This is a genomic window from Flavobacterium ginsengisoli (assembly GCF_029625315.1).
Classification (GTDB): Bacteria; Bacteroidota; Bacteroidia; order Flavobacteriales; family Flavobacteriaceae; genus Flavobacterium; species Flavobacterium ginsengisoli.
The window spans coordinates 5,375,135-5,388,672 of the sequence record NZ_CP121110.1; the positions used below are offsets into that span (position 1 = coordinate 5,375,135).

Consider the following 13,538-nt stretch of genomic DNA (forward strand, 5'->3'; position numbering starts at 1 on the left):
TTTTATGATGAGGAAATTATACTTTAAATATATCGGAATCTTGTCCTTTATGACGGCGCAGGCGCAAACCTTGACCATTGATCAAAGTTATAAGCTAGCTGTTGAAAATTATCCTTTAATCAAACAATATGAACTAATTGAAAAAAGTAAAGAATATACTTTGAGTAATGCGAATAAAGCTTATTTGCCTCAAATAAGTCTTACAGCTATTGAAGGATATGTTTTTGGTGATTTTCCAACTTTAGGAAATTCTGGAAATGATAGTAAATTTAAGTTTATTGGCCTCGGACAAGTAAATCAAACCATTTGGGATGGGGGAGCGACCAAAACGCAGAAAAAGATTATTGAGGCATCATCCAATGCAGATAAGGCCTCACTAGAAGTTTCACTTTATGATCTTCGATCGAGAGTGAATCAGCTTTATTTTGGCGTATTGCTTATCGATGAACAGCTCAAACAATTGCAAATTCAAAATGCTATTCTTTCCAATAATATTGATAAGGTTAAAAAACTTCATGAAAATGGTCTAGCCTACAAAACAGATGTTGATGAAATGAAAGCCGAACAGCTGAATCTCAGTCGACAGAAAAAAGATTTTGAATACACTAAAGCAGGTTATCAAACAATGCTTTCTTATTTGATAGGGAAAAATATCAGTCAGGAAAAATTGGGTAAACCTTTAAATTCTATCGGTATTGATACCATTATTAAACGTCCAGAGCAGTTACTTTTCGCGAGCCAGCGAAATCTTATAAATGCGCAATCAGATATGCAGAAAGTTAGCCTGATGCCAAAAGTTGGATTATTGGGTGCAGGCGTAGTTTTGGCTCCAGGAATTAATTTGGGAGCTAATAAAATTTCGACTGTTGGAGTTGCCGGACTAAGTGTTGGTTGGGATATTAAAGGATTATATAAAAATTCAAACGAAAAACAGCTGACCCAACAGGAATTGAAAAAAATAGAAGTTCAAGAAGAAACTTTTCTATTTAATACTCGATTTCAAATGAATCAAAAGACAGCAGATATCGAAAGGCAAAAAGCAATCTTAAAAGACGATGATGATATTGTAAAACTCCGCCAGACAATTCGAGAAGGCTATCAGTTAAAATACGATACTGGCGTAGGACCGTTAATAGATTTGTTGAATTCTGTTGAGAAAGAAGGAAATGCACGCGCGGAAAAAGCTATGCACGAAATTCAATTGCTTATGTCAGAATACGAGTATCAAACAATCAAAGGAAATTAACTCTATAAATTATGAAAAAGATAAAGCTTTTATATTTTCTTATGCCAACGATTTTGATGTTTTCGTGCCATAATAAAGAGAATGATTTTGATGCTTCTGGATCTTTTGAAGCTGTCGAAACGATTTTATCAGCCGAAGCAAATGGCCAAATTTTGCAATTGAATGTAGAAGAAGGCCAACAATTGCAAGCAGGACAAAAAGTTGGTTTTATAGACAGTACACAATTGGCTATTAGTAAAATGCAATTGCGCCAGAATGAAAAAGCAATTTTAAGCGGCAAACCTCAAATACAAATTCAGACTGAAAGTTTGAAGAAACAACTTGATAATGCTATTTTAGACCGCAATCGAACAGAAAGATTAGTAAAAGGCGGAGTAGCTTCGCAAAAACAACTTGATGATGCAAATTCTAAAGTTGCCGCGTTGCAAGCTCAAATAACGGCACAGAAAAGTTCGTTGGAAACCACAACAGAGAACTTGACACAGCAAGGAAATACGGTTGGAGTTCAGTTAAAAGGAATTCAAGATCAATTGAGCAAAAGTGTGATTGTAAATCCGATAAAAGGAACAGTATTGGCAAAATATGCAGAACAATATGAAATGGCTGTAATTGGAAAACCATTGTACAAAATTGCGAATCTCGAAACCCTAGATTTAAGAGCTTATATTACAGGGACGCAATTGCCTCAAATTAAAATCGGACAGGAAGTAAAAGTACGTATTGACCAAGGCGAAAAGAAATATAAAGAATATCAAGGAACTATTAGCTGGATTTCGAACAAATCTGAATTTTCTCCAAAAACAATTCCGACCAAAGATGAAAGAGCCAATTTGGTGTATGCCATAAAAGTAAGAGTGAAAAACGATGGTTACTTGAAAATAGGAATGTATGGTGAAGTTCTTTGGTCAAAATAAAACGGAAATATGGCTTCAGTTACGCTAAAAAATATTACTAAAAAGTATGGCGATTTTGTCGCTGTAGATGAGGTTTCTTTTGAGGTGGAGAAAGGAGAGCTTTTTGGATTAATAGGTCCAGATGGCGCTGGAAAAACTTCTATTTTTCGCGTTTTAACCACATTATTATTACCCGATGGCGGAACTGCTTCTGTTGAAGGGCATGATGTGGTTAAGGAGTTTCAGGAAATTAGAAATAAAGTGGGGTATATGCCAGGAAAATTTTCTTTGTATCAAGATCTCACTGTAAAAGAAAATATTGAGTTTTTTGCGACTGTTTTTGGTACTACGATTGAAGAAAATTATGAATTGATAAAAGATATCTACGATCAGATAAAGCCTTTTAACGATAGACGTGCCGGAAAACTTTCGGGCGGAATGAAACAGAAATTGGCTCTGTGTTGTGCTTTAATTCATAAACCTGAAATTTTATTTTTGGATGAACCTACTACTGGTGTTGACGTAGTTTCTCGAAGTGAATTTTGGGATATGCTAGCTAAACTTAAAAAGCAAGATATTACCATTGTAGTTTCAACTCCTTATATGGATGAGGCAAAATTATGCGACCGAATTGCTCTTATTCAAAACGGAAAAATAATGACGGTTGACACGCCAAAGCAAATTATAAAAAGTTTTCCGAAAACACTTTTTGCTGTAAAAGCAGATCATATTTATAAGCTTTTGCAAAATCTTAGAGTCGAAAAAGAAATTGAAAATTGTGATGCCTTTGGAGAATTTCTTCATCTAACATTAGTATCAGAACAGGCAAATGTCGAAATGGTCAAATCGATTGCACAAAAGTATAATCCTGAAAATTTAGAAGTAAAAGAAATAGAGCCAACGATCGAGGACAGTTTTATTCGTTTGATGCGAGAGCAAGATAATTCAACAGAATCAAAAGTAATCCTGCATGAAAAATAAAGCTATAATTTGTAAAGATTTAACCAAACAGTTTGGTGATTTTAAAGCGGTTGATAAAATTAGTTTTGAAGTCAGTGAGGGTGAAATTTTTGGTTTTCTAGGCGCCAATGGTGCGGGAAAAACGACAGCGATGCGCATTCTCTGCGGACTTTCTTATCCGTCTTCTGGCGAAGCAAGTGTAGCAGGATTTGATGTTTATAAACAGCAGGAAAAAATTAAAAAGAATATTGGTTATATGAGTCAGAAGTTTTCTTTGTATGATAATCTGACAATTCTTGAAAATATTGAGTTTTTTGCTGGCGTATATGGCGTTTCTCGACCTGAAATTAAAGAAAGGAGCACTGATTTAATTTCGACTTTAGGTTTAGAAAAAGAAGCAAAAAAAGTTGGTTGGCGGATTGCCTTTGGGCTGGAAACAAAAATTGGCTTTTTCGGTTGCAGTATTTCATCGTCCGAAAATTGTTTTTCTGGATGAACCAACTGGCGGTGTTGATCCTATAACTCGAAGACAATTTTGGGAAATGATTTATGAAGCCACAGCCAACGGAATTACCGTATTTGTAACCACTCATTATATGGATGAAGCCGAATATTGCGATCGAATAAGCATTATGGTTGATGGGCGCGTAGCCGCAATAGATTCTCCGTCTGCATTAAAAAAACGTTTTGATGCAACTTCTATGGATGAGGTTTTTTATGAATTGGCGAGAAATGCCAAAAGAACATCAGATTAGTATGAAAAGATTTTTGGCTTTTATTCGAAAAGAATTTTATCATGTTTTTAGAGATCAGAGAACACTTTTGATTCTCTTTGGGCTTCCTGTTGTACAAATTGTTCTTTTTGGTTTTGCTTTAAGCAGTGAAGTCAAAAATATCGGAATTGCTATTCAGGATAATTCACATGACATTCATACAGAGAAAATTATAAGAAAAATAGGCTCAAGTTCTTATTTTCATATCGAAAAGCCAATTTTGAATTACAAGGATATTGAGAATAGGTTTAAAGATGGAAGCATTAAATGTGCGGTTATTTTTCCATCAAATTTTGGTTCGGATCTGCAGCGTCTTGGAGGAGCAAAAATTCAAGTAATTGCCGATGCGTCAGACCCAAATACAGCAACAATTGTAACGAATTATTTAAATGCAATTGTGAGAGATTACCAGCAAGAATTAAATCCTACGACAAGATTCAATTATCAGATTTTGCCTGAGTTAAGACAGCTTTATAATGAAGAACAGAACGGTTCGCTTAATTTTATTCCTGGTGTAATTGCTTTGATTTTTATGATTGTCAGCACTGCCTTAACCTCGGTTTCGGTTGTTCGAGAAAAAGAATTGGGTACTATGGAAATTTTGCTCGTTTCGCCTTTTAAACCCATAATGGTTCTAATTGCAAAGGCAATTCCGTATTTAGTGCTTTCCATTATCAATTTTGTTATCATTATTTTCCTTTCGGTCTATCTGCTCAATGTTGAAATAAAAGGAAGTTTTCTGCTTCTTTTTGTAGAAAGTATTTTATTTATCATTACTTGTCTTTCGCTTGGTTTATTGATTTCGAATGTAACGGCTTCGCAACAAACAGCGATGCTAATATCGATGATGGGAATGATGTTGCCCACTTTACTGCTAACAGGATTTATGTTTCCGCTAGAAAATATGCCTTGGATATTTCAAGCTATTTCTCATTTAATTCCTTCACACTATTATTACATCATTGTAAAAGCGGTTATGCTCAAAGGTTTAGGTTTTTCTTATATATGGAAAGAAACTTTAATACTTGTTGTAATGACGATTCTTCTGCTGACTATTTCTCTGAAAAAATTTAAAATTAGATTGTCATGAAAGTGCTCGCGTTTTATATTACAGAAAGAATTTCGCCAGATCTTTCGAGACAAAACAATATTGGCAATGATGTTCTTTGTTCCGATTTTTCAGTTGATTATTTTGCCTTTGGCGGCCAATTTTGAAGTAAAAAGTGTAAATATTGTTTATGTAGACCACGATCACAGTTCGTATTCTCAAAAGTTAATTAATAAAATTGGCTCTTCGGGATATTTCCATATTGTCGGAACTCCCTCTTCTTATCTAGAAGGCTTGAAATTTATTGAAAGAGCAGATGCTGACTTGATTCTAGAAATTCCTTCTGGATTTGAACGAAACTTAATTAGAGAAGGAAGTCAGAAAGTTAATATTGCTGTAGATGCCATTAACGGAACCAAATCAAATATTGGAAATGCTTACCTGAATGTTGTATTGGCAGATTTTAGTAATGATTTAGATATTCGGGTTAAATTGCCACAGCAATTAAGCGCAGTTTCTCCGTCAATAATTACCTTGAATAGTACAAATTGGTATAATCCAAGAGCAGAATATAAATATTATATGGTTCCTGGTATTTTAGTATTGTTGCTTACTTTGATTGGCGGATTTATTACAGCGCTAAATATTGTAAAGGAAAAAGAAATAGGTACGATCGAACAGATTAATGTAACACCTATTCAAAAGTGGCAATTTATTCTTGGGAAACTCATTCCTTTTTGGATTGTTGGAATGACTGTATTTACAATTGGCCTTGTTGTAATGTATTTAATCTATGGAATATTTCCGCTTGGTAGTCTTTTGGTTTTATATCTTTTTGCAGGAGTTTATTTAACTGCATTATTAGGTTTGGGACTTCTGATTTCAACTTTTGCTGATACGCAGTTACAAGCAATGTTTATTGCCTTTTTCTTTATGATGATTTTTATGCTCATGAGCGGTTTTTTTACCAGCACCGACAGTATGCCAAATTGGGCAAGAATAATTTCTGAATTTACTCCTGTTACACATTTTATAAAAGTGGTTCGCCTTATTGTTTTGAAAGGAAGTGGCCTACAAGAAGTGGGGACAGAATTATTGTATCTGATTGTTTTTGCAATTGTATTGAATGCTTTGGCGATTTATAATTACAGAAAGACAAATTAAATGAATTTTAGGGCTTTGTTTTTATCACTAGCAAATACTTTCTTAATAGGAAATATTTTATAAAAATTTTAAAAATGATATTTTTTGATTGAATTTATAAGAAAAAAACGGCGGGTTTTTAATATATGTTATTGTGTGTTAGAGTATTATGTTTTTTTTGTTTGCATGTTGTTACATTGTAGTACGGGAAACCGTATTTAAATAATAATTAAAAAAACTACTTTTGTTTTTTTTAACATGGAAATAATTACATCTTATGTCCCCAAATAAGTTTATTTTTTTCTTTTTATTGTTTATATCCGTATCCTATTCACAGACTAAACGTGCTCGCTGTTATGGTGAATGCCAGAGCACAAAAGGATCAAATCTTAATTCGCTGGGCCGTTAACTCTCCAGCCGAATGGCAGAAAGCAAATAAAAAAGGATTTACAATTACCAGAACTACAGTTTTACGCGATGGCGTTGTCTTACCTAAACCTGAAAAAACGCTTCTTACTCAAAAGCCATTAACTCCCGAACCATTAGACTCTTGGATCGATTTTGTACAGAAAGATAGTAATGCGACTATAATTGCACAATCTATTTATGGCGAAAGCTTTGAAGTAACTGGTGCAAAAGAAGGTGATCTAGCAAAAATAGTAAATATGGCCGACGAGCTGGATCAGCGATATACTTTTGCTTTATATGCTGCAGATATGAGTTTTGAAGGAGCTGTAAAAGCAGGTTGGGGATACATAGATAAAAATGTAAAGAGTAATGAGGTATATGCTTACCAAGTAAAGGTTTTTGAAAGTCCGCAGGTAAAAGAATCCTCTTATATGATTGGCTTGAGAGACTATACTGTTCTTCCTGCTCCAACAGATTTTATTGCAGTTCCAGATGATAGAAAGGTACTTCTTTCTTGGGATTATGAAACCTTCAAAAGAATTTATACCTCGTTTATGGTAGAAAAATCTTCAGATGGAATTAATTATACTCCGATATCCAATACGGCACTCGTTAATTTAAATGATAAAGACGAAAATCCGTCTAAAAACATGTATTATGTTGATACACTTAGTGTAAACGACAAAATCTATCATTATAGATTATATGGTATCACTTCGTTTGGAGAAAAAGGAGAATTTACAAAGCCTATAACGGCAAAAGGCGTTGCAGACTATAGTAACTCCTGCAAGATTGGTAGATTATTCTATTTTAAATTCAAATGAAGTCAATCTTGAATGGGATTATCCTAAAGAATCGGAAAGTTTTATTCAGGGTTACGAAATTAATTTAGCGAATAATGATAAAGGACCATATAAGGTTGTTTCTAAAATTATTCCGCCATCTCAAAGAAAACTCAATTTTAAAGAAAGTCTTTATCCATCTAATTATTTCACGATTTCGGTTGTCGGAAAAAATAATCAAAGATTAACCTCGCAAAGCATGTTGGTTCAGCCTGTCGATTCTATACCGCCAGCTAAGCCAATTGGTTTGGAAGGTGTGATTGATAGTCTCGGAACGGTTAGACTAAAATGGAAACCTAATCAAGAAAAAGATTTACGAGGATACAGAATTTTAAGAGCAAATACGTCAGGTGAAGAATTTGTAGATATTTACCATCAATCTTATATCGGTACAGAGTATAAAGATAGCGTGAGTTTAAAAATGACTAACAGTAAAGTTTATTATAGAATTGTCGCTGAAGATATGCGTTATAATATTTCGGATCCTTCTGATATTTTGGTATTAGATAAACCAGATAAAATTCCGCCGGCAGCGCCAATCTTTAAAGATTATGACAATAAAGATGGCAAAGTGCACTTAAAGTGGATACGAAGCTATAGTGAAGATGTTGTAAGTCATAGCCTGAGAAGAAGAGAAAAAGGACAGGAAAAATGGCTTGAAATAAAACAGATAAACGATACTATCCAAGAATTTACAGATGATAGAATAGAGAATAAAAAGACCTATCAATATGCTATTTTGGCTAAGGATAAAAGCAATCTTTGGTCTTCATTAGATCATTCTGTCATAACTGTTAGTGTTTTAAATTTTACGCCAGTAAAGGTTATTACATTTTTGCAGGGAACGGCAGATAGAGAAAACAGAAAAATAGTTCTTTCGTGGGATTATGCCAAAAACAAAGGCAAGGTTTTGGGGCTTAGCATCTATAAAAATGAAAAAGGTCTTCCGCCAACTTTATGGAAAGAATTAAACAGCACTGTTTTCACTTTAGAAGATAAAAACTTAAAAATTAATAAGGAATACGAATATCATCTGGTTCCAAATCTAGAAAACGATAGTCCAGCAAAAGCAGAGACCCTAACAGTTATTTATTAAGCCTATGAAGAAATTTTACTTATTTGTTATTTTGTTGGTTTATGGATTAGGGCATGCTCAGGTAAATTTATCGGGAAGCGCTAATTACCATGCAATAATTACTGCCGAAATGGGAAATGCGACTGGTGATGGTTGTAATAATGGTGGATTAGGAAGAGTTAGTTTAGATGGTATTGGAGCTTTAAGTTCTTTAAAAGATGATAGTGATTTTTGGCAAGATAAATCGGGTAGTTTTGAAAGAGATTATACCGAAAGTAATTTAGCAACCAGTGTTTCTTTGTATACCAGAAGGAGAACAAGAAGTGGAGGATGTAAGATTACACAAGAAAAAGCAGTCACTGTTCCAGTAAGCAGAAAACAAGATATTACCTATAAAGATTGGGACGATGCCAATGTCACAGGTGTTTTTGCTTATTATGTTTATGGAACATTTAGAGTTCAAACTTATCCTGTAATCAATTTAACTAACCCAAATACTCTTAATAATATAATTGGTACCGAAAGTTTAATTAATATACCAGCAATTTCGGGTGTTAGAAGCGAATATTTCGATTGGATGTACCATATTGAAGGCGAAAGAAGACAAATTAAAATAGGTTTTATAACGATTTGGGTAGATGTTTGGAGAAGTCTTCCTGTCCAATACCAAGGCAAAAATTCACTAAACATATTATGCAAAGATTTTTTACCTTATGAAGCAGTTGGTAAAAAAATAACGTTAAGGGCTAATGAATATGGCAGTACTGTTGAATTGCTTTATGTAAGATCTGCTCCGCATATTTTATCGGTAGAGCCTATTGAGACAAGTTGTTTTGATACTAATGATGGTAAGGTAAAAATAAATTTTAGCAGACCCTTAGATCCTGGAGAAATTTTGTCGCTTGATTTTGACGGAATGAATGGAGAAGATGTTCCTAACATTACTAAAGATGGAATTCTTGACGGGAAAAAGTTAGAGGCCGATAATTCCTATACAGTTGGAAATTTAAACAAAGGGTTAACAACCCTTAAATTGCTAGGGTATTTTCAACAAGGAACCTTTAAGGCCAATACTTATGTAATGGATCCAGAACACCAAACGAGTTTTACAATTGTATCTCCAACACCAGTAGATTTTTCTATTGAAAAGAAAGATATTAGTTGTTTTGAAGGAAACGATGGTGCAATTGATGTCGTAGCCACAGGAGGAACTGCGAATGGCATTTACCAATATTCACTAGATAGTGGAGCTACGTGGATCACTTTTTTAAATGCAGATAAAACTACGATAAGAGACCTTGGTCTTGGAGAACATTTTGTTAAAGTTAGAAAAATAAAAGATGTTAATGATACTATTGGCTGTATAGCAAAAACATCAGATGATAAAGAAAAAGTATTGTCAAAGATAATCGATCAGCCTAAAACTCCTCTTGCTCTTTCGAGTGATATAATTCTTAGTCACCCTACTTTTTATAGAGCTCAAAACGGATCTGTTATAGCTTCGGTAAAAGGAGGGACTCCAATTAACGGTAATAAATATTCTTATGAATGGAGAAATGAAAAAGGTGATCTTATAGATGCAACCAATTCAACAGCAAGTTTTTTTGATGGAATTTATACAATCAGGTTAAATAATGTTCCTGAGGGAAAATATACTTTGATAGTGACAGATAATTTTAGCTGTGATTTAACATTAAAAGATCTTGCTATTTTAGATGATCCAGAACCAATTTCGATAAAGTTAAAAGTTAAACAAGACATTTTTTGTAATTCAGCAAACCTTGGCGAGGAAGGGAATAAAAAAACTGAATTAGCATCAAATGGTAGTTTAGTAGCTTTAGCTTCAGGAGGAAAAATATTCGATAAAGGATTACCCTATATTTTTCATTGGAAGAAGTTGGTTTCTAAAGATGTTTGGGAGGATTTGAATGTAAATGATTCAATAATAAGTGAACGTCCTAAAGGAACTTATTCGATAAATGTGGAAGATGCTAACGGAATAATGCACGGAACTTATACATTAACAGAGCAAACTCCAATAGCAGTTGAAATTTCTATAGATGAACCTGAAGCGATGGAGGTTGTATTTGACTCAACAGATGTTTCTTGTTTTGAAGGCGCCAATGGTCGAGTTAAAGCATCTATTAAAAACGGAAAATCTACCTATACTTATACTTGGTACGGACCAGGCAAAAATGCTGTAGTAGGAGACGAAATAAAAGATTTGGTTGCAGGGACTTATTATGTTGATGTTATTGATAGAATAAAAGGTTGTTTTGTAAAAGACAGTATTGAAATAAAGCAACCTCTTAAAGAGGTAATGATTGATTATTCAACAATAAAAATCCCTACTTTTTCAGGTGCAAATGACGGAAAACTTGTTGCAAAGATTACAGGTGGAACAGCATTTGATCCGTCAAAAAATCAAGATAGGCTATATGATTACGAATGGAAAAATTTAGAAGGAGTTGTACAAAATGCAACTGCCGAAGTCGAAAATGGAGTATATACCATTACTTTAGACAATGTTCCAGCAGACTCTTATTTTTTAACTATCAAAGATAAAAATTACAATGAAGCAACTGGCCAGACAGTTAATTGTAGTGTAGTAGAATCTAAATTTAAATTAACAGAGCCAGATCCTTTAAAAGTAGTTTTTGAAATTGTTAGGTATATTTCGTGTAACGCGAAAAATGAATATGGAGATAAAAAAGATACAACTCCAAAAGATGGACAGCGTGACGAATCGCAGGACGGAATTTTGTTAGCTCACGTTACAGGCGGTACTCCTTTGGAAGCTTCAGCAAATAACAGATTGCCTTATTATTTCTCTTGGAAAAAACAAAGAGACAATGGCACTTGGGAAGATTTAGCGGTACAAGATTCTATCATTTCTAATCTTTCTTACGGAAATTATGCCCTTAATGTTAAAGATAGAAATAATGTTATTTTAGGGACTTATACAAATGGAAATTGGATCGCAAAAGATTCAATTCAATTAATGGAACAGCCTCCGGTATTATCAGTAAAAATTGATAAGGGAGATGCGTTTTGTTATGGAGGTAACGATGGATGGGCAACTGCAATTGCAGAAGGAGGAAGCGGAGGTTATACTTACGTATGGTCTAATGAATATAAATCGGACAAAAATACGGTTTTAAAGAAAGGAGATTATTGGGTTATCGCAACAGATAAAAAAGGTTGTACTGCGTATGCTGAAGTTTTTATTGATGGACCTGATGCACCACTTTCTATTAAATATACTGAGGTTTTAAATCCGAGTTTTTATAAAGCCACAAATGGAAAAATTGTAGTTGAAGTAACAGGCGGAACAATAGCGACAGATAATACTTATTGGTTTGAATGGAAAAATAGTAAAGGAGTAGTGCAAACTACCACAACTACAAGTTTTAGCGATGGCATCTATACGATAACCTTAAACGGACTTCCAGAGGAAACTTATAGTTTAACAGTTCGTGATGCTAATTACAATTCGGCAATAAATAAAACAAGTTGTATAGTAGCAAATTCTGTTACAGAATTAGACGATCCAGATCCGCTTGAAGTTACTTTTGAAGTGATTCGTACTATTTCATGTAATGTGAGTAATGAATTTGGAAATGAAACAGATGCTAATCCATTAGATAATCAACGAGATGAATCGCAAGATGGTATTTTAAAAGCGCATGTAACGGGAGGTATTAAACTTGCAGGAGGAAAAAATAACGGATTACCATATTATTATACTTGGAAGAAAAAACAAGCCAATGGTTCTTGGACTATTTGGAATAATACAGGGGATACAGCAGAATATCTTTCAGAAGGTACTTATGCGTTAAACATTGAAGATGCCAACGGAATTAAACTAGGTACTTATGTGAATAATGTTTTAGTTAAAGAAATAGACCTTGAGAAGTATATTCCACAACCAGATCCGTTGAAATTGACTTTTACTAAGTTTGATGTGGGTTGTACAACTGGAGACGATGGTTGGGCAGATGCGCATGTAACAGGTGGAACACCTCCTTATACATACGAATGGACAAACGGAGAAACAACTCATAAAATAGAAAATATTACAACAAACAATTATTTTGTAATAGTTAAAGATGCAAAAGGATGCGTGGTTCAAGGAAGTATTTTTGTTGGAGATCCTAACGGAATATTTACTACAGAAACAGTAAAAGATCCTATTTGTTATAAAGGAAATGACGGATCGATAACGCTTAATGTTACAGGAGGCAATTTGCCATATTCTTATGTATGGAATACAGGTGCAGTTACAAAAGATTTGAATAATCTTACTGCTGGAAATTATGAAGTTACTATAACTTGCCCAGATTGTTGTGTTTACAAAAAGAGATTTGTTTTAAAAGACCCAGATCCTGTTATTGTCAATGTTGGTCCAGATAGAACTTTGTGCATTGATCAAAGTTTAGATTTAGATGCATCAATTAAAGATCCGCAGGCACAATACAGTTGGACATCTACAAACGGATTCACTTCAAATGAAGCCAAAATCAATGTGTCAAAAGCAGGAACTTATCATGTAAAAGTAACTACCGCTCTAGGATGTATTGGCGAAGACGAAATTGTAATTAAGACAAGCCAAACAGCAATTAGTGCAGAATTTTTATTGAGTTCTCAAGCTTATTTAGACGAAGAAGTAATTTTGGTTAATACAAGTAATCCTTTTGGAGAAAGTACAGGTTGGGTTGTTCCAGACGGAGTAAAAGTTGTAGAACAAAAAGAAAAATACATCACTTTAAAGTTTGATGCAACTGGAGTTTATTCAATTGGCTTAAAGCAGACACAAGGAGAATGTTATGCAGTTTACACCAAAAACATTATGGTAGAACAGCGCGGAACGCTACCAAATACTGACACTGCATCACAATTTATTATAGATTTTATTGTAACCCCAAATCCAAGCAATGGTAATTTTAAAGCAATTGTAAATTTAGAAAACAGTAGTGCGATAAATTTAAGACTGTTCTCATCTTCAGGACAAAATACCATGATTCAAAAACAGGAATCAGGAAAGAAAAAGTATGAGGTAGATTTTAATACCTCATTACAATCTGGTATTTACATAGTCGTACTAGAGACTGGACAGCAAACATTGGTTAAAAAAATTATCATCAATTAAA

At 33.9% G+C, this 13,538-nt stretch carries 8 protein-coding genes and 1 pseudogene; all 9 read left to right on the top strand.

The window, feature by feature from the left end; translation table 11 throughout:
- The first annotated feature begins 4 nt into the window (after positions 1–4).
- The gene (locus P5P87_RS25550) at positions 5–1,246 is read left to right on the top strand and encodes a TolC family protein (RefSeq protein WP_198856231.1); all 1,242 of its coding nucleotides are present in this window, start codon (positions 5–7) and stop codon (positions 1,244–1,246) included.
- Between the two features lie 11 nt (positions 1,247–1,257).
- Positions 1,258–2,160: an HlyD family secretion protein gene (locus P5P87_RS25555; RefSeq protein WP_198856230.1), complete on the top strand. Its 903-nt coding sequence runs from the start codon at positions 1,258–1,260 to the stop codon at positions 2,158–2,160.
- A 9-nt stretch (positions 2,161–2,169) separates the two neighbouring features.
- Entirely contained in the window at positions 2,170–3,120 is a 951-nt protein-coding gene (locus P5P87_RS25560) for an ABC transporter ATP-binding protein (protein ID WP_278021042.1), read from the top strand.
- Positions 3,110–3,854, top strand: a pseudogene (locus P5P87_RS25565) (ABC transporter ATP-binding protein). The gene P5P87_RS25560 and the pseudogene P5P87_RS25565 overlap by 11 nt, the downstream one beginning before the upstream one ends.
- Position 3,855: 1 nt before the next feature.
- Positions 3,856–4,962, top strand: a complete 1,107-nt coding sequence (locus P5P87_RS25570; protein ID WP_278022834.1) for an ABC transporter permease — start codon at positions 3,856–3,858, stop codon at positions 4,960–4,962.
- Positions 4,963–5,028: 66 nt separating this feature from the next.
- Positions 5,029–6,084 (top strand): ABC transporter permease, encoded by a 1,056-nt coding sequence (locus P5P87_RS25575; protein ID WP_278021043.1) that lies wholly within the window; start codon positions 5,029–5,031, stop codon positions 6,082–6,084.
- A gap of 323 nt (positions 6,085–6,407) precedes the next feature.
- Positions 6,408–7,295: a fibronectin type III domain-containing protein gene (locus tag P5P87_RS25580; protein ID WP_278021044.1), complete on the top strand. Its 888-nt coding sequence runs from the start codon at positions 6,408–6,410 to the stop codon at positions 7,293–7,295.
- Entirely contained in the window at positions 7,237–8,409 is a 1,173-nt protein-coding gene (locus P5P87_RS25585) for a fibronectin type III domain-containing protein (protein ID WP_278021045.1), read from the top strand. The genes P5P87_RS25580 and P5P87_RS25585 overlap by 59 nt, the downstream gene beginning before the upstream one ends.
- Before the next feature lie 4 nt (positions 8,410–8,413).
- Complete coding sequence (locus P5P87_RS25590) at positions 8,414–13,537, top strand: T9SS type A sorting domain-containing protein (RefSeq protein WP_278021046.1); 5,124 nt, start codon at positions 8,414–8,416, stop codon at positions 13,535–13,537.
- The last annotated feature ends 1 nt before the right edge of the window (position 13,538 follow it).

Coding starts and splice junctions, on each gene's coding strand:
- P5P87_RS25570 (WP_278022834.1), top strand. CDS start 3,856: ATGAAAAGATTTTTGGCTTTTATTCGAAAAGAATTTTATCATGTTTTT.
- P5P87_RS25590 (WP_278021046.1), top strand. CDS start 8,414: ATGAAGAAATTTTACTTATTTGTTATTTTGTTGGTTTATGGATTAGGG.
- P5P87_RS25575 (WP_278021043.1), top strand. CDS start 5,029: ATGATGTTCTTTGTTCCGATTTTTCAGTTGATTATTTTGCCTTTGGCG.
- P5P87_RS25560 (WP_278021042.1), top strand. CDS start 2,170: ATGGCTTCAGTTACGCTAAAAAATATTACTAAAAAGTATGGCGATTTT.
- P5P87_RS25550 (WP_198856231.1), top strand. CDS start 5: ATGATGAGGAAATTATACTTTAAATATATCGGAATCTTGTCCTTTATG.
- P5P87_RS25555 (WP_198856230.1), top strand. CDS start 1,258: ATGAAAAAGATAAAGCTTTTATATTTTCTTATGCCAACGATTTTGATG.